The sequence below is a fragment of the Enterobacter cloacae complex sp. P15RS genome (assembly GCF_014895905.1).
Classification (GTDB): Bacteria; Pseudomonadota; Gammaproteobacteria; order Enterobacterales; family Enterobacteriaceae; genus Enterobacter; species Enterobacter quasihormaechei.
On record NZ_JADBQL010000013.1, the window covers coordinates 88,877 to 109,499 of the forward strand.

A 20,623-nucleotide genomic window follows, 5' to 3' on the forward strand; every position below is an offset into this window, starting at 1 on the left:
TTATTTTCCTTTCGCATCGGACAGGGTGCTCAGCACCGCTTCACGGCTTAACAGCGGGGGCAGCACGTGGCCCTGCGGTAACCCTGGTCCGTAAATCTGGTTAAACGGTACGGCGGCGCTGCCGCGCGTGGTTAAGAACTGGCTGATGGTATCGGAGGGGCGGCTCCAGTCACCGCGCAGGGCAACGACGTCCGGGGCAGAGAGCGCATCCTGTACGTCGTCGCGCAGCAGCACGTTGTATTTATTGGCTTTACAGGTCACGCACCAGTCGGCGGTCACGTCGACGAACACCCGTTTGTTCTCTGCCAGCGCCTGGGTGATGGCCTGGTCGCTGAGCGGCTGCCAGTGAATGCGATCGCGTCGGGCCCCCTCGCTGCCGGAGCCGGAAACAAACGCAACCGCCCCGGCCACCACGATGGCAAACGCTCCGGCGCGCAGCGCCGTTTGCCAGCGGTAGCGCCAGGCGGTGACCAGCAGCAGCGCAAGGATGAGGAGCACGCCCAGCGTGATAACGGGCAGGGTGCCGATATGCACCGTCAGCAGGCTCAGCAGCCACAGCGATGAGCCAAGCATCATTATCCCCAGCACGACGCGCACGACGTTCATCCAGCGTCCCGGGCGCGGCAACCGCTGTGCCAGCCCCGGCCAGGCCGCCACCAGCAGCCACGGCAGGCTCATGCCGATGCCCATTGCCAGGAAGATCCCCCACAGCAGAGGAAGCGGCGACGCCAGCGCGACCGATACCGCTGTGCCCAGGAACGGCGCGGTGCAGGGCGTTGCCAGCAGCGTCGCAAACGCGCCCTGCCAGAAATGGCCTGCCAGACCGTTTCCTCCGCGCGTGGCGAGGAACGTGCTGGCCCCGGAAGGGAGGCGGATTTCAAACAGCCCCAGCAGGCTGGCGCTGAAAAGCACCATCACCAGCGCCATCGCGCCAATAAACCACGGATTCTGGAACTGGATCCCCCAGCCAAGCGCCTGATAGCCTAAGCGTAAAACCGTCATCATCAGCGCCAGCGCGAGGAACGACATCACGATCCCGGACACTGAAGCAAGAAACTGCCTGCGCACCTGACTGCGCGCCTGCCTTTCGGTTTGCATCAGCGTGCCCAGCTTCATGGCCAGCACCGGCAGCACGCAGGGCATAACGTTGAGGATCAGACCACCAGCCAGCGCCATCAGCAGCACCCAGCCTAACGAGAACGCGGGGGCGGCCCTGCCCGGCTGGATCTCCACGCGGGACTCCTGCGCCTGGCCGCTGTCGGCGAGCACCAGCGACAGCGTTTTCCCGCTGAGGCTCGGCGCGGCCTCGCCCCAGCTGTCCGTCACGGGCACGGTGGCCACCAGCGAATCACCGCGCACGGCGAGGGTCGGCTTGCCGAAATCCACGTCGTCCATGCCGTCGATAAACAGCGACGGCGCCTGCCAGCCAGCCTCACGCTGCGCCGTTACGGTCAGCTTGCCGGGGGCGTAGGTGGCGTTCAGCGTTGAGGTCAATCCGCCGCTGAGCGGAAGGGTGCCCATGGCCCGACTGAAATCGTAATCAAAACCGGCGCCTGCGGATGCGGTCATGTTCAGCGAGAAGGGATAGTCAGTAAGAATACAGACGTTGCTACAGGTGGAGAGCGTCAGCACGCCGCTCAGGATCTTCGGGACGTCGCCCCGCAGGGTGATGGGAAAGCTCACATCGCCGTGATAGCCCTGCGTGGTGATGCCCGCGACGTCGAAACGCTGCGGCGTAGGCCAGCGCCAGATCGCCTCAACGGGTTGATGCCAGGTAATGGCGGGTGCGACGCCGCCTTCGCCCGGCGAGCGCCAGTAGGTTTTCCACCCTTTTTGCAGGGCGACGTCCAGCAGCAGGCGGGTTTCGCCAGTGCTTTCGGGTTGCGCACGCAGCCTGACGCTGGCGTGCTGATTATCGGCGGCGCGCAGCCAGCCGCTGTCGGCAGCCTGGCTGAGGGGCAGCCATAGCCAAAGCAGGCAGACCAGCAGTCGCCTGAATACAGTAAACATAAATTTTCTCCGTAAATGATAAATTAACCTGAAGTGACAGGCGAAAACTCATTCACGGAAGACGCATAATCGCAGATGCACCCGTAACCGGGGCGGGGAGATAACGCGGGGAGGCCACTGCCGCTCGCGGCGCGGCGGAATGGCTGCCAGCAACGCCAGCAGCAGGGTAACGGCAAACAGGGCGCCTTCAAACAACACCGGCGGGACCGACATCAGCGATTTGGCGCTAAGCTCACACGGGGTGACCGGTGCGTCGGAACTCTCCTGCCCCTGCTGGACGGACTGGCTTACGGCGGTGACGTTCATGACAAGCGCGTGCATCCCGGCCATCCGCTGGGCGGTGCATATCAGCACCACCAGGCAGGCCAGGGCTACAAGCAGAATAGCGTTGCGTTGTCGCTTAATCATGTTCGCCTCTAATATTCAGGACGCCTATATTATCGGGCGAACATCTTTTGGCAACGCAAATGCTGTAAAGAAGTGTCTGGAAGATAAGCGGTTTGCCCTCTCCTGTTGCAGAGAGGGCGAGCGATTACAGCGTTTCGCCGTTGCTGGCAATGACGGTTTTATACCACTCGAAGCTCTTTTTGCGGGAGCGGGACATGTCGCCTGTGCCATCGTCATGCTTGTTAACGTAGATAAAGCCGTAGCGCTTGCTGTACTGGCCGGTGGTGAAGGAGACACAGTCGATGCAGCCCCACGGGGTGTAGCCCATCAGATCTACGCCGTCCCAGGTCACGGCCTTCATCATCTCTTCCACGTGGGCGCGCAGGTAGTCGATGCGGTAGTCATCGTTGATGCTGCCGTCTGCTTCCACTTTGTCGTAGGCACCGAAACCATTTTCTACGATAAACAGCGGCTTCTGGTAGCGCTCGTACAGCTCGCACAGCGAATAGCGCAGGCCCACAGGATCAATCTGCCAGCCCCAGTCGGACGCCTTCACGTGCGGGTTCGGCACGCTGCCCTCGAAGCCGGAAATGGCGTCGCCAGTGCCGCCTTCCGCTTTCACCGCGTTGGTCATGTAGTAGCTGAAACCTAAGTAGTCGCAGGTGCCTTCACGCAGGATCTGCTCGTCGCCCGCTTCCATTTTGATGGAGAAGCCACGGCGCTCCCACTCGTTCAGCACGTAAGACGGGTAGTAGCCGCGCAGCTGAACGTCGGTAAAGACGTAGCGCTCGCGCATGGATTCCTGGGCGAACATCACATCTTCTGGCTTGCAGGAGTAAGGATAGAGCGCCACCATCGCCAGCATGCAGCCGACCTTCATCTCCGGGTTAATGCGGCGTGCAGCCTTCACCGCCAGCGCGCTGGCCACGAACTGGTGGTGCAGCACCTGGTACATGGTCTCTTCGGGGTTATCGTGCTCGGTATACACCACGCCGGAGCAGCAGTAGCCGAACAGCGGCGCGCGCCAGTTGCGCTGGTTGTTGATTTCGTTAAAGGTCATCCAGTATTTGACCTTATTTTTGTAGCGCTCAAACACCACTTCCGAGAAGCGCACGAAGAAATCCACCACTTTACGGTTGGTCCAGCCGCCGTATTCCTGAACGAGGTGCAGCGGCATTTCAAAGTGGGAGAGGGTGATCACCGGCTCGATGTTGTACTTCAGCAGCTCGTCGAACATGTCGTCGTAGAACTTCAGCCCCTCTTCGTTTGGCTGAGCTTCATCCCCTTTCGGGAAGATGCGCGTCCAGGCGATGGAGGTACGGAAGCATTTGAAACCCATCTCGGCAAACAGCTTGATGTCTTCTTTGTAATGGCCGTAGAAGTCGACGGCCTCGTGGTTCGGGTAATATTTGCCTTCAATCACTTCCTGAGTGATTTCACGCGGAACGCCGTGGGCGCCGCCGGTGAGGACGTCGCAGATGCTGGGGCCTTTGCCGCCTTTGTTCCAGCCGCCTTCAACCTGGTGCGCCGCCACCGCGCCGCCCCATAAAAAATCTTTCGGTAAGGTGAGTTTTTTCATCTTTGCTATTCTCAATTCAGGATTTATTGATTTCGAGTCTAGCAAAGCGGAATTAAATGTCACGATATAACAATTTGCGGAAATTGTAATTTGTCACATCAAAAAAACAGGGTGTTTTATTCTGTTAATTTCTTCGCCAGCTTGCGGCCTAATGATTCCAGAATATAGATCACAGGAATTTGGGTGGTGATATCGTAAACGCCGCCGATTCGCGTTTGCGGAACGTGCCAGGAGAGATTGAAGTCTGCCAGCTTCGCGAGACGAGAGTGTTCATGGCTGGTAATGGAGAGTACCTTGCAGCGGTGCAGGCTGAACTGGCTGGCAAAGCGTAAGATCTCTTCGGTTTCGCCGGAGACGGAGAGCACAATAGCCAGCGCATTTTTAGCCATATCGTTCGTGACCGGGAAATAGGGATCGTCAATATGGTTGCTGAATTTTCCGATATTTGAAAAGAAACGCGCGCCATATTTTGCCAGCGATCCGGACGTGCCTGCGCCGACGAAAATAATTCGCTCGGAGGATAAAATAATATCGACGGCCTCATCTAATAACGCATCGAACTCTTCGTTATTTACGCTTTTAAAGAAGCTGATAATTTCGCTGGCGCCAAAATTTGCCTGCTGCGGCTCGTTCTGCTCCAGGTAAAGCTTAAAGCGCACGCGGAACTCAGAGTAGCCATCGCAGTTGAGCTTGCGGCAAAAGCGCAGGATGGTGGTAGTGGAAACGCCCGCCGCATCCGCCAGCTCGCGGATGGTCATGTACATCACTTTGTCACGGTTCTTAATGACGTAGTTGTAGACCATCATTTCCAGATTGTTGAGGCTGGCAATGGCGGAATGGGTGAACATACTCACAATGGCTAAACTCGCTGTCGGACACTATCCCTGAATCATATCATGCCGCCCGGCGGCGGGAGACGGTTTTATCTCATTGATTACTCAGGCGTTAATGAAATCATTTACATCTGTACGGCGGATTGTTTTTTCATTGCATTGAATTATAAGGATAAATCTTTATTGTGGATTTATTTTAGCTAACAGGTGTTCACTGGAATCATTCTCAGTTAGCATAGACTGGCGATGAATAATCATCTTTTGTTTTCCCGGAGTTAAGTATGGTGAGCAGACCATTAATCGCACAGGGATATTCGCTGGCTGAGGAAGTAGCCAACAGTATAAGCCATGGCATTGGCCTGGTGTTTGGGATTGTCGGTTTAGTATTGCTGCTGGTGCAGGCGGTGGATTCCAACGCCAGCGCGATGGCCATCACCAGCTACAGCCTCTATGGCGGGAGTATGATCCTGCTATTTCTGGCTTCAACGCTGTATCACGCTATTCCGCACCAGCGGGCGAAGATATGGCTCAAGAAATTTGACCACTGCGCTATCTATCTTCTTATTGCAGGCACCTACACGCCGTTTTTGCTGGTGGGGCTCAACTCACCGCTGTCGCGTGGCCTGATGATTGTGATCTGGAGCCTGGCGCTGCTGGGGATCCTGTTTAAGCTGACCATCGCGCACCGGTTCAAAGTGCTGTCGCTGGTCACCTATCTGACAATGGGCTGGCTCTCGCTGATTGTGGTGTATCAGTTAGCCATTAAGCTTGCGGTCGGGGGCGTGACGCTGCTGGCGATGGGCGGTGTGGTCTACTCGCTGGGCGTGATTTTCTACGTTTGTAAGCGCATCCCGTACAACCATGCGATCTGGCACGGCTTTGTGCTGGGCGGCAGCGTGTGCCACTTCCTGGCAATTTATTTGTATGTGGGGCAGGTGTAGTTTGTTGTCGGGTGGCGGCTTCGCCTTATCCGACCTACGGGATCTGTAGGCCCGGTAAGCGCAGCGCCACCGGGCGATACAGCATCAATCTTCCAGTGAATACGGCAGCGGCTCAATGCTGAGCGTGTTCGCATCATCCCGCACGCGGAATACGCTGTCGGGCTCCATATCATTATTCATGACAACCTGCACCAGCAGGCGGCCATCATCGAGCTGTACGGCGGCTAATACGGTGCCGGTACGACGCCAGTTTTCACCCATCTTCATCTCGAGATCTTCACCCGCTTCCGGCACGCGGCTGGCGTGGCCCGCCAGCGTCCACAGGGCACGTTTGTTCGCGCCGCGGAATTTCGCCCGCGCTACCATCTCCTGACCGGTGTAGCAGCCTTTCTTAAAGCTGATACCGCCCAGCGCCTGAATGTTGGTCGCCTGCGGGATAAACTGCGCGCTGTTTGCCGCGTCAATCACCGGCAGGCCCGCTTCGATGTTCAGCGCCAGCCACTGCTGGCTGTTGTTGAGCTGTGCTTCACCGCGAAGGGCCTCGGTGACCCGTTCCGCCGTTGCCACGTCTGTTACCAGCAGGAAGCGCTCCGCCGGGTGCTCGAACCACAGAATGGAGGTCGCTCCCTCGCTGACCAGCTGTTTTTCGGCATCCGGTAGCTCGGCAAACAGGTTTTTCAGCGCTGCACGCGCCTGGAAACCCGCAACCCCCAGCAGGACGTGTTCATCGTCCGGGGCGATAGTGACTTTAGAAAAGACTGCATATTTTTTCAGCTCTTTGAGCTGGGCGTCACGCAGGCTGCGGCGCTCAATGAAGGCGAACCCGTCCTGACGGCGGAACAGACGCAGGTTGCTCCACATTTTGCCTTTTGGATCGCAATGGGCGACCAGCAGATGCTGGTGTTCAGTCAACTGCGCCACGTCCGCTGTGACCTGGCCTTGCAGGTATTTTTCGCTGTCCGCACCGGTCAGTGTCGCCAGTGCCCAGTCATCAAGAGTAATCAGCGTCAGCGGCAGACGCGCAGAGGCGGCGGGCTGGCGAGGAGAAAATGGTGTAAATGCCATAGTGATGTCCTGAATTGCTTAACGCTTTGATAATACCTAATGGTAAAAGAGACTGTATTCATTGCAAGCGCTTTCAGCAGGCCATTCGTGCCATTACCTGGTTATGCGTAGCGCTACGCAAAATAGTGTAATCCACTGTCTTAATAGGGATTATTCTGGAAGCCTGCTCGTAGTTCGCAATATTCCAGTAAAGAAACGGTCAAAAACACGTTACACTACCAGGTGTCCCGGAAAGCAATAATGAATACCGAACGGGATACCGACTGTGCCAAACGTAATGCAGGAAACAGAACATGGATATTAACAACAAGGCCCGTATTCACTGGGCGTGCCGTCGCGGCATGCGTGAACTTGATATCTCCATCATGCCTTTCTTTGAGTATGAGTACGACAGCTTAAGCGATGACGATAAGCGTCTGTTTGTCCGCTTGCTTGAGTCTGACGATCCGGATTTATTCAACTGGCTGATGAATCACGGCAAGCCCGCCGACACCGAGTTGCAACGGATGGTGCAATTAATTCAAACACGGAATCAGGAACGTGGTCCTGTGGCAATCTGATCTTCGCGTCTCGTGGCGCTCACAGTGGATGTCGTTACTGCTCCACGGACTGGTCGCGGCATTGGTGTTACTGGTGCCGTGGCCGCTTAGCTACACCCCTCTGTGGTTGCTTTTGCTGTCGTTTGTGGTGTTTGACAGCGTGCGAAGCCAGCGTCGAATCAACGCCCGACAGGGTGAAATCAAGCTGCTGATGGATTCTCGCCTGCGCTGGCAGGGAAAAGAGTGGGAGATGATAGGGACGCCGTGGATGCTCAACACCGGGATGATGCTACGGCTGCGTCGGGTTGAGGACAATCGACGCCAGCACCTGTGGCTGGCAGCAGACAGTATGGATGCCGCGGAGTGGCGGGATCTGCGCCGGCTAATCGTGCAACAGCCGACGCAGGAGTAAATCAGCTAAACTGCTCGGCCATCTCACCCAGAATTTGCTCGCACCAGGTCTGGAGGCGCTCGTCGCTGAGATCGTACTGGTTGGTTTCATCCAGCGCGAGCCCGACAAACAGCTGGCCGTCGGCAATGACGGGTTTTGGGCTGGTGAACTCATAGCCTTCCGTAGGCCAGTAGCCGATAAACGTCGCGCCTTTAGGCGCCAGTTTGTCATGCAGCATGCCGAGCGCGTCGAGGAACCACTCCCCGTAGCCCAGCTGGTCGCCCATGCCGTACATCGCAATGATTTTGCCCTCGAAATTGACCGTATCGAGCCGATCCCAGATGGCTTCCCAGTCTTCCTGAATCTCACCAAAATCCCAGGTTGGGATGCCCAGGATCAGCACATCGTACTGCTCCATCAAGGCGACCGAGTCATCTTTCAGGTTATGCAACGTCACCAGTTCCGGGCCAATGATGTCGCGAATTTTCTCCGCCGCCATTTCGGTGTAGCAGGTGCTGGAACCATAGAACAGACCAATATTCATCGCGTAACAATCTCAATTCTTGCTATGACTTTGCGCGTAGTGTACCAGAAACCGATGGCAATCAGGCATAATGGCCGGATTGCAGAACCAAAGGGGCGGATGTGGAAAAGGATCTCGCACTCATCGAACAGTTTCTCGACGCGCTGTGGCTGGAAAAAAACCTCGCTGAAAATACGCTCAGCGCCTACCGCCGGGATCTTACCCTGCTGGTGGAGTGGCTGGCGCACCGGGGGCTGACGCTTGAAAGCGCGCAAAGCGATGACCTGCAAGGGTTACTGGCCGAGCGGATGGAAGGGGGGTACAAAGCCACCAGCTCCGCGCGTCTGTTGAGCGCCATGCGCCGCCTGTTCCAGCACCTTTACCGCGAGAAGATCCGCGCGGACGATCCCAGCGCACTGCTGGCATCGCCTAAACTGCCTCAGCGGCTGCCAAAAGATCTCAGCGAAGCACAAGTTGAGAGATTATTACAGTCGCCCGCAGTTGACCTTCCGCTGGAGTTACGCGATAAAGCCATGCTTGAACTATTGTATGCCACGGGCTTGCGCGTTTCCGAACTGGTTGGCCTGACGATGAGCGATATCAGCCTGCGTCAGGGCGTGGTGCGCGTCATCGGTAAAGGGAACAAAGAACGGCTGGTACCGCTGGGTGAAGAGGCGGTCTACTGGCTGGAGACGTATCTGGAACACGGGCGTCCGTGGCTGCTGAACGGCGTTTCCATTGATGTATTATTCCCGAGCCAGCGCGCGCAGCAGATGACGCGACAAACGTTCTGGCATCGCATTAAACATTACGCCACACTGGCGGGTATTGACAGTGAAAAGCTGTCGCCGCACGTTTTGCGTCACGCCTTCGCGACGCATCTGTTAAACCACGGCGCTGATTTACGCGTGGTGCAGATGTTGCTTGGACACAGCGATCTTTCAACGACGCAGATTTACACCCATGTCGCGACGGAACGCCTGCGGCAGCTACACCAACAGCACCACCCTCGCGCGTGAGTGCCGACGAATTGTTACAGGATCATATATGAAAAAGTCTTTAGCGCTGTTCACCCTGCTGGCAGCTTCAGTTTCCGGATTTGCCCATGCGGACGATGCCGCCATTAAACAGTCTCTGACGAAACTCGGCGTCGCCAGCAGCGAGATCCAGCCATCGCCGGTGGCTGGCATGAAAACGGTGCTGACCAACAGCGGTGTGCTGTACGTGACCGAAGACGGCAAGCACATTATTCAGGGGCCAATGTACGACGTGAGCGGCGCACAGCCGGTGAACGTCACTAACCAGCTGCTGATGAAAAACCTGAACGCGCTCGAAAAAGAGATGATCGTCTACAAAGCGGCGCAGGAAAAACACGTCATTACCGTCTTCACCGACATCACCTGCGGCTACTGCCACAAGCTGCATGAAGAGATGAAAGACTACAACGCGCTGGGCATTACCGTGCGTTACCTGGCCTTCCCACGCGCCGGCGTGCAGAGCCAGCCCGAGCAGGATATGAAGGCGATCTGGTGTGCGAAAGATCGCAATAAGGCCTTTGATGACGCGATGAACGGCAAAGGCGTGAAGCCTGCGTCCTGCGATATCGACATTGCTAACCACTACGCGCTGGGCGTCCAGTTTGGCGTGAGCGGAACGCCAGCCATTGTGCTGAGCAACGGTTACGTGGTGCCGGGCTATCAGGGTCCAAAAGAGATGAAAGCGTTCCTCGACGCGCATCAGAAACAGACGGGCGGTAAGTAATTCGCGTGAAAGCCCCGATAAAACTGCGCCGCCGTGAAGCGGTGGATACGGTCGATTTACCCGCCGACCTTCCTCCGCTGCTAAAGCGGCTGTATGCCAGCCGCGGCGTGCGAACGGCAAGCGATCTTGAGCGCAGCGTCAAAGGCATGCTGCCCTGGCAGGCGCTGAGCGGCATCGAAAAAGCGACCGACATGCTCTACGACGCGTTCCGTGAAGGGACGCGGATTGTCGTGGTGGGCGATTTCGATGCCGACGGCGCAACCAGTACCGCGCTGAGCGTGCTCAGCCTGCGTGCCCTGGGCTGCGATAACGTGACTTATCTGGTGCCGAACCGGTTTGAGGATGGCTACGGCCTCAGCCCGGAAGTGGTCGATCAGGCCCACGCCCGTGGCGCACAGATGATCATGACCGTGGATAACGGGATCTCCTCTCATGCGGGGGTCGATCATGCCCATGCGCTGGGGATCCCGGTACTGGTCACCGATCACCACCTGCCAGGAGAAACCCTGCCGGCCGCCGAAGCCATCATTAACCCCAACCTGCGCGACTGTGATTTCCCGTCGAAATCGCTGGCCGGGGTAGGGGTGGCGTTTTATCTGATGCTGGCGCTGCGCACGTTGCTGCGCGATAAGGGCTGGTTTGAATCGCGCGGGATAGCCGTGCCGAACCTGGCGGAATATCTCGATCTGGTGGCGCTGGGAACCGTAGCGGACGTGGTGCCGCTCGATACCAATAACCGGATCCTCACCTGGCAGGGCTTAAGCCGTATTCGAGCAGGTAAATGCCGTCCGGGGATCAAGGCGCTGCTGGAAATTGCCAACCGCGATCCGCTTAAGCTCGCGGCCAGCGATTTGGGCTTTGCCCTCGGCCCGCGCCTGAACGCGGCGGGGCGGCTGGACGATATGTCCGTTGGCGTCGCGCTGCTGCTGTGCGACAACATCGGCGAAGCGCGCGTGCTGGCCAATGAGCTGGACGCGCTCAACCAGACCCGTAAAGAGATTGAGCAGGGGATGCAGGCCGAAGCGCTGACCCTGTGCGAAAAGCTGGAGCGCAGCGGCGATACCCTGCCGGGCGGGCTGGCGATGTATCACCCTGAATGGCACCAGGGCGTGGTGGGCATTCTGGCCTCACGCATCAAGGAGCGCTTCCACCGTCCGGTGATCGCGTTTGCGCCTGCCGGGGACGGCACGCTGAAAGGCTCCGGACGCTCGATTCCGGGGCTGCACATGCGCGACGCGCTGGAGCGTCTCGACACGCTTCATCCGAACCTGATGATTAAGTTCGGCGGCCACGCGATGGCCGCGGGCCTGTCACTCGAAGAGGCGAAGTTCGACGAATTCCAGCGTCTGTTTGGCGAACTGGTCACCGACTGGATCGATCCGTCGCTGTTGCAGGGGGAAGTGGTTTCTGACGGTGAGCTTTCCCCGGCTGAAATGACCATGGACGTGGCGCAGATGCTGCGCGATGCGGGCCCGTGGGGGCAGATGTTCCCGGAGCCGCTTTTCGACGGGCGTTTTCGTTTGCTGCAACAGCGTATTGTCGGCGAACGCCACCTCAAAGTGATGGTGGAACCGGTCGGCGGCGGGCCGCTGCTGGACGGCATAGCCTTTAACGTTGATACCTCCATCTGGCCGGACAACGGCGTGCGCGAGGTTGAGCTGGCCTATAAGCTGGATATTAACGAGTTTCGCGGTAACCGCTCCCTTCAGATCATCATCGACAATATCTGGCCAATTTAGCGTCAGTAATCTCTATAAAAAAGGGCGTGGATTCGGTACAATCCCGCTCTTATCACCGCATTTTGACAAGCTCATAAAAGAAAACAGACCATGTTTGAAATTAATCCGGTAAAAAACCGCATTCAGGACCTCACGGAGCGCTCTGACGTTCTTAGGGGGTATCTTTGACTACGATGCCAAGAAAGAGCGTCTCGAAGAAGTAAACGCCGAGCTGGAACAGCCGGACGTCTGGAACGAACCTGAACGCGCTCAGGCGCTGGGTAAAGAGCGTTCCTCCCTCGAAGCTATCGTAGATACGCTGGATCAGATGTCGCAGGGTCTGGAAGATGTTTCTGGGCTGCTGGAGCTGGCCGTCGAAGCCGACGACGAAGAAACCTTTAACGAAGCCGTGGCGGAACTCGACGTGCTGGAAGAGAAGCTGGCGCAGCTGGAATTCCGTCGTATGTTCTCCGGCGAATACGACAGCGCGGACTGCTATCTCGATATTCAGGCAGGTTCTGGCGGTACCGAAGCGCAGGACTGGGCCAGCATGCTGATGCGTATGTATCTGCGCTGGGCGGAAGCGCGCGGTTTCAAAACCGAGATTATCGAAGAGTCTGAAGGTGAAGTTGCCGGCATTAAGTCTGTCACCATCAAGATCATCGGTGACTACGCCTACGGCTGGCTGCGTACTGAAACCGGCGTGCACCGCCTGGTGCGTAAGAGTCCGTTTGACTCCGGTGGCCGCCGCCACACCTCCTTCAGCTCCGCGTTTGTCTACCCGGAAGTGGATGAAGATATCGATATCGACATCAACCCGGCGGACCTGCGTATTGACGTGTACCGCGCATCCGGCGCGGGTGGTCAGCACGTTAACCGTACGGAATCGGCGGTGCGTATTACCCACATTCCAACCGGGCTGGTCACACAGTGCCAGAACGACCGTTCCCAGCATAAGAACAAAGACCAGGCCATGAAGCAGATGAAAGCGAAGCTTTATGAGCTGGAGATGCAGAAGAAAAATGCTGAGAAGCAGGCGATGGAAGACAACAAGTCCGACATCGGCTGGGGCAGCCAGATCCGTTCTTACGTCCTTGATGACTCCCGCATCAAAGACCTGCGTACCGGGGTTGAAACCCGTAACACGCAGGCGGTGCTGGACGGCAGCCTGGACCAATTTATCGAAGCAAGTTTGAAAGCAGGGTTATGAGGAACCAACATGTCTGAACAACAAGCACAGGGCGCTGACGCGGTAGTCGATCTTAACAACGAACTGAAAACCCGCCGCGAGAAGCTGGCAGCGCTGCGCGAGCAGGGCGTGCCGTTCCCGAACGATTTTCGTCGTGACCACACCTCAGACCAACTGCACGCTGACTTCGACGGTAAAGAGAACGAAGAGCTTGAAGCGCTGAACGTTGAAGTGTCCGTGGCTGGCCGTATGATGACCCGTCGTATCATGGGTAAGGCGTCCTTCGTGACCTTACAGGACGTTGGCGGCCGCATTCAGCTGTACGTCTCCCGTGACGACCTGCCGGAAGGCATCTACAACGAGCAGTTCAAGAAGTGGGACCTGGGCGATATCCTGGGCGCAAAAGGTAAACTGTTCAAAACCAAGACCGGTGAACTGTCTATCCACTGCACCGAGCTGCGTCTGCTGACCAAAGCCCTGCGCCCGCTGCCGGACAAGTTCCACGGTTTGCAGGATCAGGAAGCGCGCTACCGTCAGCGCTACCTGGACCTCATCTCTAACGATGAATCCCGTAAGACCTTCAAAATTCGCTCCCAGATCATGGCCGGTATTCGCCAGTTCATGGTTAACCGCGACTTTATGGAAGTGGAAACCCCGATGATGCAGGTGATCCCTGGCGGCGCATCTGCCCGTCCGTTCATCACCCATCACAACGCCCTGGATCTCGACATGTACCTGCGTATCGCGCCGGAGCTGTACCTGAAGCGTCTGGTGGTAGGTGGTTTCGACCGCGTGTTTGAGATCAACCGTAACTTCCGTAACGAAGGCATCTCTGTGCGCCATAACCCAGAGTTCACCATGATGGAACTCTACATGGCGTATGCGGATTACAAAGATCTGATCGAGCTGACCGAATCCCTGTTCCGCACCCTGGCGCAGGATATTCTGGGCACCACCGAAGTGCCTTACGGTGAAGAAGTGTTCGACTTCGGCAAGCCATTCGAAAAACTGACCATGCGCGAAGCGATCAAGAAATACCGTCCGGAAACCGAGATGGCGGATCTGGATAACTTTGACTCTGCGAAAGCGATCGCCGAAAGCATCGGTATCAAGGTGGAGAAGAGCTGGGGTCTGGGCCGTATCGTGACCGAGATCTTCGAAGAAGTGGCAGAAGCGCACCTGATTCAGCCGACCTTCATCACCGAATACCCGGCGGAAGTGTCTCCGCTGGCGCGTCGTAATGACGAGAACCCGGAAATCACTGACCGCTTCGAATTCTTCATCGGTGGCCGCGAAATCGGCAACGGCTTCAGCGAGCTGAACGATGCAGAAGATCAGGCGCAGCGCTTCCAGGATCAGGTTAATGCGAAAGCGGCAGGCGACGACGAAGCGATGTTCTTCGACGAAGACTACGTAACCGCGTTGGAACACGGCCTGCCGCCGACGGCTGGCCTGGGTATTGGTATCGACCGTATGGTTATGCTGTTCACTAACAGCCACACCATCCGCGACGTGATCCTGTTCCCGGCGATGCGTCCGGTGAAATAAGCCGCTAAGATGTAAAAAAAGCCCCGCGCGTATTTCGCCGGGGCTTTTTTATTGCGCGGCGAAGGCGCTGAGTTCTTCGCGCGCGGCTGTCGCTTCCAGCACCATCCACGGACTGAACGCCCACGGCGTGGCGTCCAGCGCGCGAAATAGCGCGTCCAGCTCCACCCACTGATATTCCATCACTTCGTCGCTATTGATTGCGAGGGTATTCGTGACGCGGGCCGCGTAGACCGGGCAAATCTCATTTTCAACGATCCCGGACGGGTCGGCTTCGCGATAGCGGAACGCCGGGGCAACGGGAGTGATGTCGGTGATTTCGGCGCCGATTTCAAAGCGGCAGCGGCGGATAATCGCCTGCTCCGTCGCTTCATCGGTCTGTGGATGACCGCAAACGGAGTTCGTCCACACGCCAGGCCAGGCTTTTTTACTTAAGGCGCGCCGGGTAATCAGACATTCTCCTTTAGCGTTAAACAGCCACGAAGAGAAAGCCAGGTGTAGCGGGGTGTGTGTCGTGTGCGCGGCGTACTTCTCCTGAGTGCCAATCACCTTTCCCTGGTCATTTACCAAAATAACGTGTTCTTGAATACTCATTGATGCTCCAGTGCCAAAATGCCAAATGGTTCAGCACCATCAGCAGAATTATTATACTGCATTCTTATGTGAACGGTTTGGCCCACAGAGCGGAAAAGGGCATGACCGGCATCAGTTTGGGCTGCTATCATAGTGCGCCATTCACGCTGACCGAGGAGCTGTTTTGTTTGCAGGAAGCCTGACGAGAAACCCGATCATTGCCGTTTTCTGCCTGACGCTGACGCTATTTGTAGCGGGATGCTCGGGGAGTAAATCGTCGGATATGGGCAGTTATTCCGGTGCCGTCTATACCGTTAAGCGCGGAGACACACTCTACCGCATCTCACGCGCCACGGGGACCAGCGTGAAGGAGCTGGCGCGCCTGAATAACATCTCTCCACCGTATACCATTGAGATAGGGCAGAAGCTCAAGGTTAACGGCGGTTCCTCCTCAGGGAAAAAATCCTCAACGCGCAAAACGGCCAAAGTCACACCATCCTACCAGGTACCAAAATCCTCCTGGCCGCCGGTCGGTCAGCGTTGCTGGATCTGGCCTGCCAGCGGAAAAGTGGTGGCGCCGTACTCGCTCTCGGAAGGGGGCAACAAAGGCATTGATATCGCAGCCGCGCGCGGCACGCCGGTTTACGCGTCGGGAGCCGGGAAGGTGGTTTATGTCGGTAATCAGTTGCGCGGTTATGGCAACCTGATCATGATTAAGCATGGTGAGGACTACATTACGGCCTATGCGCATAACGACACGATGCTGGTCAACAACGGTCAGAACGTAAAGGCGGGGCAGAAGATTGCGACCATGGGCAGTACCGGGACGGATACGGTGAAGCTGCACTTCCAGATCCGCTATAAGGCCACGGCCATCGATCCGCAGCGTTATCTTCCGGCGCAGGGCAGCAAGCCGAAGTGCTAAGTGATTAGATTATCGCCAGTTAGCTGTGAAGAGGCTTGTATGCAGAAGCGTAAGGTCTATAATGCCTTACGCACCTCAAAGCGGGCGTAGTTCAATGGTAGAACGAGAGCTTCCCAAGCTCTATACGAGGGTTCGATTCCCTTCGCCCGCTCCAGAATTTCCTCAAGTAGAACCGTTCGAAAAACTCTCTATTTCAGTAGGTTGCTTACTAGCGCTGACTATCCTGTACTGGCGTACCTGCTTCCCCTTTCGTTCATTGTTATGATCGGTTGTCGACGTAACACGGTGAGTTGCACATTTCCTGTACCCTGGATACCCTGAGATTAATCCTAATAACTCAAGGGTGAGTATGGCTAGCGGGAAGAGAAAGAATCAAAAGGAATCGCCTGAAGAAGAGTTAGATCGCCTGCTGGATGAGCTTGAACTCACACCGGAGCAACGGGAGTTTATCGAATCCATGCGAGAGGATAAGAGCGATCCCAGTAGTGAGTAACGCTTGTCCTAAGCTGAACAAGTACAAACGGCATGGTAAGACATTCTTCTCCAGGTGCAGGCAGAATCGCGGTGCCTTTGTTCCGGCTGTCGCTGGAGTGTCATAAATATAAATACGCGCGCGCATAATTTAAAATTAAACCCTCTTCCTTTTTACGTCATCAGGCGCCCCTGTTATATCTGTCGGCAAATTTTTTATTTCCCGGATCGCAGATGAAAACACGACTCCTCCTGTGCGCTGGCGTATTAGCCGCCTCCAGTGCCCATGCCAGCGCCCTCTATTTTTATGAAGCAGGCACCGAAGATACCGCGCTTGCCGGCGCAGGGCAGGCCGCTCGTGCGCAGGATGCCTCGACAATTATGACCAACCCTGCCGGCATGACGCGGTTACCGGATCATATGGTCACCGGTGGGTTACAGGTTATGGACGGCTCCATCGATAACCAGCTGGATAACGATAACGATCAAAGCCCCGGCGACGTGATGAAAACCATCCCAAATGCCAGCGCCTTTTATAGCCAGAAGGTGACCGATAATCTCTATGCCGGGGTCGGGCTTTACGGTAATTACGGCCTGGGGATCGACTACGGCAGCTGGACGGGCGACAGGCTCATCAAAAAGAGCACCATGGTGGCCATGACGCTCAGCCCCTCGCTGGCCTATAAGCTTAACGACCGTCTCTCGATTGGTGCGTCTGCCAACGTTAACTATGGTTACTTCTCGCTGACCCGCAACGTTAACGATGATGACTACCGGCAACGCGATGAAGACCTGGCCATGAGCTATCGGCTTGGGCTGCTGATGCAGCTGACTGACCAGACGCGAGCCGGTATTACGTGGAACAGCGAAACGGACTACAGCTTCAATATTGACGGCAAAGCGCGTCTACAGAACGGCACCTACGACCTGCCGGTGTCGGCGCAAATCAGCGCGCCGCAGCAAATCATGCTCAGCCTGGTGCATGATATAAATCCGCGGTGGTCGGTTATGGGCGATCTCGGCTGGCAGGACTGGAGCCGGTTCGGCGCGCCGCAAATTGTTGTCGGGGACCAGCAGCTGCACAACGTCAGCCGTGTCAAGGACACGTGGCATGGCGCGGTGGGCGTGCAGTATCGTCCAACGCCTCAGTGGCGACTGAATGCCGGCGTGGCGTTCGACAGCTCGCCGTATGAAAGCCAGAGTGATGTGGCCTTAACCTTACCTACCGGCGATGAGTGGCGATTTGGCACGGGAGCCCAGTATCAGATCACCCCGGCCAGCAATATGGGTATTGCCGTTTCGTATCTTCATATGCAGTCCTCGCATGTGAAATCGCCGACGGCGTTTGCCGGAAGTTACGACCATCCTTATCTCTGGTTTGCCAGTGTCAACTACAGCTATCAGTTTTGATCGGCTAACCGCTTAAAATATATGGTCTATACTCGCAGATATTCACTGTCAGAAGGTTGTATCATGCATATTTTACCGCCTGTTCGACCCGAAAAATCCATCGAACGACTGACCGCTATCCTTGAGCCGATAGCGGAGAAAGTGCAGGTTGTCCCGCGCAAGCGACTCACGTGGTTACGGAAAGGGAAGCAGCAGATGTATCTCTTTCTGGAAGGGGAGTTGTCCCTGCTGCGGGCCTCGGATGGACTGGTGGTAGTAACCGTTTACGAGCCGCATTTGTTTGGTATCGCAGAGATGATCCAGCCTACCCAGGGGCATTTTCTGCGGGCCGAGAGGACGTCGACCATTTTACGTCTCGATGCGGACAAGGCGGCAGCGTTGTTTCGTGCCGAGGGCGTCTGGGAGGATGTTGCGGCGCTGCTCTCATACCACACGGCCTATTTGATATTCCGTGATGCGCAGGTACTACAGCAGCGTACCTATTCGGTTATTCGTAACCACCTTCAGGAAATGATTTTATTACCTGAAGAGACGCGTTTACGAACCACGATTCTGGAATATATTCAGGATCGAACGCTGCTCTCTCGCAGCAGTATACTCAATGTATTATCCGCCCTTAAGCAGGGAGAGTATATCTCCTTCAGGCGCGGTGGATATCTGCTGGAAGTCAGGCATTTACCTGAATCATTCTAGCGAAAGTTTAAAATTAAACAGAAATAGAATTAACGAGACTGTTCATTTTCTATATCGTTTGCTTTCTAAATTTTATTTTATCACGTAAACGGTATATTTATGAAAAAGACAGTTATCGCATTGATTATGGTAAATGCGTTTACCGCCACTTCAGCGCTAGCCGCCGCGGATGCGGGCACCTGGTACGGCGGAGCAAAATTCGGCTGGTCTCACTATTTTGATACCAGTACGGGTTCAAAAGCATTTGATAACAATAATTCCGACCACTTCGATTTTGACCATGATAATGTCGGTGGAGGTGTTTATACGGGTTATCAGATTACCCCATGGCTTGCGGTAGAAGGCGGTTATGACTATTTAGGAAATATGCAGATCAAGGGTCAACATAGCGCAGGGGCGCAAATGAAGACTCAGGGCCTGCAAATGTCTCTGAAGGCGAGCTACGCCCTGACCAATGACTGGGATATTTATGGCCGTGCCGGTGCGATGGGCTATCGCGCTGAATCCGATGTAAGTGGTCACAATCGCTTTGAAACCGGCGTGCGCCCGCTTGCAGCCGTAGGTACTGAATACGCCTTCAACAAAAACTGGGCGGGTCGCCTGGAGTACCAGTGGGTTAGCAACGTGGGTAATGTTAATCAGATCGGTGTGAGCAGCGACCTGAGTTCCGTCACCGCAGGGCTTAGCTATCGCTTCGGTCAGTACGACTGATGCCCGTGACATTACTCATAATAAAAACCCGGCTACCGTGTAGCCGGGTTTTTTGCATTCAGCTGGATAATAACGGTTCAAGAATGAGGTGAATATCTTGCAGGCCCGTTAAGTTTTTATCTTTCAGGTACTGCTGATTAACCATATCTAATTGTTCCAGTTTGGTCAACGAGGCATAGACGCGTTGAACCGCACTGTCAGAAACAAAAATTTCTTTTGCGGTTGTGCCCTGAAGATACTGCGATTTTACGCTGCGCGTTAAGTTATCAATCTGCTGTTTATTTTCCTGATAAAGAGACGCGGTATGAGAAATCTGTGCCTGCGGCGGTTTCTCTCCCGGCAATACCAGTGGAATTTGCAGATGATTAATCTTTTCAACGTTATCGGGTGGGGAAGAACGACATGCTGTTAATGTGCTCAGGCTTAAGACAGCGAAAAAGAACGGCAGGCTCTTCATCGAATCACTCCGGAAAAATAATGGGACTCAGCATTATCCCTGAAGGCCACAGCGACGAAAGGTTAACCTTGTTTATTTATAAACGTTATTTCCTTAGGTAAAAGGAAACTCCGGTGATAGCCTCCTTTCCCCCCTGTACCGCCAGCGTGAATATGTCTCCTCGAGGAAGTATGAAATTTAAAACTCTCGTTAGTGCGATGGCCGTTGCTGGTCTGCTCCTGGCCTCGTTGATCTCATTGCCTGTCCTGGCACAGAAGGACGTAAAGGAGGCAACTGCCCGTACGAAGGAAATGAATGATGCACTTTATGGTCAGTTGCCCTTCTTTAATAAAACCGATTTCCGAAATGCGCATAAAGGCTTTATCGCCCCGCTGCCGCCTGCGGTGATTAAAGATGAAAAAGGCGCCGTTATCTGGAATCCCCGGCAATATGCTTTTATCAAAGAAGGGCAAAAAGCACCTGATACCGTCAACCCGAGCCTGTGGCGTCAGGCGCAGCTGAATAATATCGGTGGTCTGTTTGAGGTCACAGAAGGCGTCTACCAGATCCGCAACCTCGATCTGTCGAATATGACGATCGTAGAGGGTAAAGAGGGGATCACGGTTATCGATCCGCTGGTGTCTGCTGAAACTGCCAAAGCGGGCATGGATCTTTACGCCAATAATCGCGGCAAACGTCCGGTTGTTGCCGTTATTTATACCCATAGCCACGTCGATCACTATGGCGGTGTGCGTGGCGTAGTGGATGAAGCCGAGGTGACGTCCGGCAAGGTGAAAGTCTATGCCCCAGCCGGTTTTATGGAAGAGGCGGTATCGGAAAATATCATGACCGGAAATGCCATGAGTCGGCGTGCCAGCTATATCCATGGAAACCTGCTGAAGCCCGGCGTGAAGGGGCAGGTG

The 20,623-nt window shown here is 55.7% G+C and carries 21 protein-coding genes and 1 tRNA gene; 14 read left to right on the forward strand and 8 right to left on the reverse strand.

The window, feature by feature from the left end:
- The 4 genes from IM267_RS08245 to IM267_RS08260 form a co-directional block, all read right to left on the reverse strand.
- Entirely contained in the window at nt 1–2,010 is a 2,010-nt protein-coding gene (locus IM267_RS08245) for a protein-disulfide reductase DsbD (RefSeq protein ID WP_193033166.1), read from the reverse strand.
- Between the two features lie 48 nt (nt 2,011–2,058).
- Nucleotides 2,059–2,418, reverse strand: a complete 360-nt coding sequence (locus tag IM267_RS08250; RefSeq protein ID WP_063451991.1) for a hypothetical protein — start codon at nt 2,416–2,418, stop codon at nt 2,059–2,061.
- Between the two features lie 124 nt (nt 2,419–2,542).
- Entirely contained in the window at nt 2,543–3,976 is a 1,434-nt protein-coding gene (bglA, locus tag IM267_RS08255; RefSeq protein WP_063867889.1) for a 6-phospho-beta-glucosidase BglA, read from the reverse strand.
- A 116-nt stretch (nt 3,977–4,092) separates the two neighbouring features.
- Nucleotides 4,093–4,824, reverse strand: coding sequence for a MurR/RpiR family transcriptional regulator (locus IM267_RS08260; protein WP_193033253.1), 732 nt, complete (start codon nt 4,822–4,824; stop codon nt 4,093–4,095).
- A gap of 266 nt (nt 4,825–5,090) precedes the next feature.
- Here IM267_RS08260 and IM267_RS08265 point away from each other — a divergent pair, with 266 nt between their 5' ends.
- Complete coding sequence (locus tag IM267_RS08265; protein WP_193033167.1) at nt 5,091–5,750, forward strand: hemolysin III family protein; 660 nt, start codon at nt 5,091–5,093, stop codon at nt 5,748–5,750.
- An 84-nt stretch (nt 5,751–5,834) separates the two neighbouring features.
- Here IM267_RS08265 and ygfZ read toward each other — a convergent pair whose 3' ends face one another.
- The gene (gene ygfZ, locus IM267_RS08270) at nt 5,835–6,815 is read right to left on the reverse strand and encodes a tRNA-modifying protein YgfZ (protein WP_193033168.1); all 981 of its coding nucleotides are present in this window, start codon (nt 6,813–6,815) and stop codon (nt 5,835–5,837) included.
- 293 nt (nt 6,816–7,108) lie between these two features.
- Between ygfZ and sdhE the strand changes: the two genes are divergently transcribed.
- Both sdhE and IM267_RS08280 read left to right on the forward strand, forming a co-directional pair.
- Nucleotides 7,109–7,375, forward strand: a complete 267-nt coding sequence (gene sdhE / locus IM267_RS08275) for an FAD assembly factor SdhE (protein ID WP_003863437.1) — start codon at nt 7,109–7,111, stop codon at nt 7,373–7,375.
- Nucleotides 7,356–7,766, forward strand: coding sequence for a protein YgfX (locus IM267_RS08280; protein ID WP_063451987.1), 411 nt, complete (start codon nt 7,356–7,358; stop codon nt 7,764–7,766). The genes sdhE and IM267_RS08280 overlap by 20 nt, the downstream gene beginning before the upstream one ends.
- Nucleotide 7,767: 1 nt before the next feature.
- Here IM267_RS08280 and fldB read toward each other — a convergent pair whose 3' ends face one another.
- Nucleotides 7,768–8,289, reverse strand: a complete 522-nt coding sequence (gene fldB / locus IM267_RS08285; RefSeq protein ID WP_063451986.1) for a flavodoxin FldB — start codon at nt 8,287–8,289, stop codon at nt 7,768–7,770.
- Nucleotides 8,290–8,390: 101 nt separating this feature from the next.
- Here fldB and xerD point away from each other — a divergent pair, with 101 nt between their 5' ends.
- From xerD to lysS, 5 genes are all read left to right on the forward strand, one after another.
- A complete protein-coding gene (xerD, locus tag IM267_RS08290) occupies nt 8,391–9,287 on the forward strand; it encodes a site-specific tyrosine recombinase XerD (RefSeq protein WP_003863442.1) in 897 nt (298 codons plus the stop codon).
- Nucleotides 9,288–9,315: 28 nt separating this feature from the next.
- Nucleotides 9,316–10,029, forward strand: a complete 714-nt coding sequence (gene dsbC, locus IM267_RS08295; protein ID WP_063451984.1) for a bifunctional protein-disulfide isomerase/oxidoreductase DsbC — start codon at nt 9,316–9,318, stop codon at nt 10,027–10,029.
- A gap of 5 nt (nt 10,030–10,034) precedes the next feature.
- Complete coding sequence (gene recJ / locus IM267_RS08300; RefSeq protein ID WP_193033169.1) at nt 10,035–11,768, forward strand: single-stranded-DNA-specific exonuclease RecJ; 1,734 nt, start codon at nt 10,035–10,037, stop codon at nt 11,766–11,768.
- Nucleotides 11,769–11,858: 90 nt separating this feature from the next.
- A protein-coding gene (prfB, locus tag IM267_RS08305; RefSeq protein ID WP_102750013.1) for a peptide chain release factor 2 occupies nt 11,859–12,957 on the forward strand; the annotation gives its coding sequence in 2 pieces (ribosomal slippage) (nt 11,859–11,933 and nt 11,935–12,957; 1,098 coding nt in all).
- A 9-nt stretch (nt 12,958–12,966) separates the two neighbouring features.
- Nucleotides 12,967–14,484, forward strand: a complete 1,518-nt coding sequence (gene lysS / locus IM267_RS08310) for a lysine--tRNA ligase (RefSeq protein WP_006811868.1) — start codon at nt 12,967–12,969, stop codon at nt 14,482–14,484.
- 48 nt (nt 14,485–14,532) lie between these two features.
- On the opposite strand, the gene idi is transcribed toward lysS, so the two are convergent.
- Complete coding sequence (idi, locus tag IM267_RS08315) at nt 14,533–15,075, reverse strand: isopentenyl-diphosphate Delta-isomerase (protein WP_193033170.1); 543 nt, start codon at nt 15,073–15,075, stop codon at nt 14,533–14,535.
- A gap of 163 nt (nt 15,076–15,238) precedes the next feature.
- Between idi and actS the strand changes: the two genes are divergently transcribed.
- The 5 genes from actS (at nt 15,239) to IM267_RS08340 (ending at nt 19,264) form a co-directional block, all read left to right on the forward strand.
- On the forward strand, nt 15,239–15,979 hold the full coding sequence (gene actS / locus IM267_RS08320; protein WP_193033171.1) for an amidase activator ActS: 741 nt from the start codon (nt 15,239–15,241) through the stop codon (nt 15,977–15,979).
- 80 nt (nt 15,980–16,059) lie between these two features.
- A tRNA-Gly gene (locus IM267_RS08325) sits at nt 16,060–16,133 on the forward strand.
- 551 nt (nt 16,134–16,684) lie between these two features.
- Complete coding sequence (locus tag IM267_RS08330; RefSeq protein ID WP_193033172.1) at nt 16,685–17,860, forward strand: OmpP1/FadL family transporter; 1,176 nt, start codon at nt 16,685–16,687, stop codon at nt 17,858–17,860.
- 63 nt (nt 17,861–17,923) lie between these two features.
- Complete coding sequence (locus tag IM267_RS08335) at nt 17,924–18,553, forward strand: winged helix-turn-helix transcriptional regulator (protein WP_107533677.1); 630 nt, start codon at nt 17,924–17,926, stop codon at nt 18,551–18,553.
- 99 nt (nt 18,554–18,652) lie between these two features.
- Nucleotides 18,653–19,264 carry an outer membrane beta-barrel protein gene (locus IM267_RS08340; RefSeq protein WP_107533676.1) on the forward strand — a complete coding sequence of 204 codons (612 nt, stop codon included), beginning with the start codon at nt 18,653–18,655 and terminating at the stop codon, nt 19,262–19,264.
- Nucleotides 19,265–19,322: 58 nt separating this feature from the next.
- Here IM267_RS08340 and IM267_RS08345 read toward each other — a convergent pair whose 3' ends face one another.
- Nucleotides 19,323–19,721 carry a hypothetical protein gene (locus tag IM267_RS08345; RefSeq protein WP_193033173.1) on the reverse strand — a complete coding sequence of 133 codons (399 nt, stop codon included), beginning with the start codon at nt 19,719–19,721 and terminating at the stop codon, nt 19,323–19,325.
- 170 nt (nt 19,722–19,891) lie between these two features.
- Here IM267_RS08345 and IM267_RS21220 point away from each other — a divergent pair.
- A partial coding sequence (locus IM267_RS21220) for an MBL fold metallo-hydrolase (protein WP_226847986.1) occupies nt 19,892–20,623 on the forward strand: 732 nt, incomplete at its 3' end.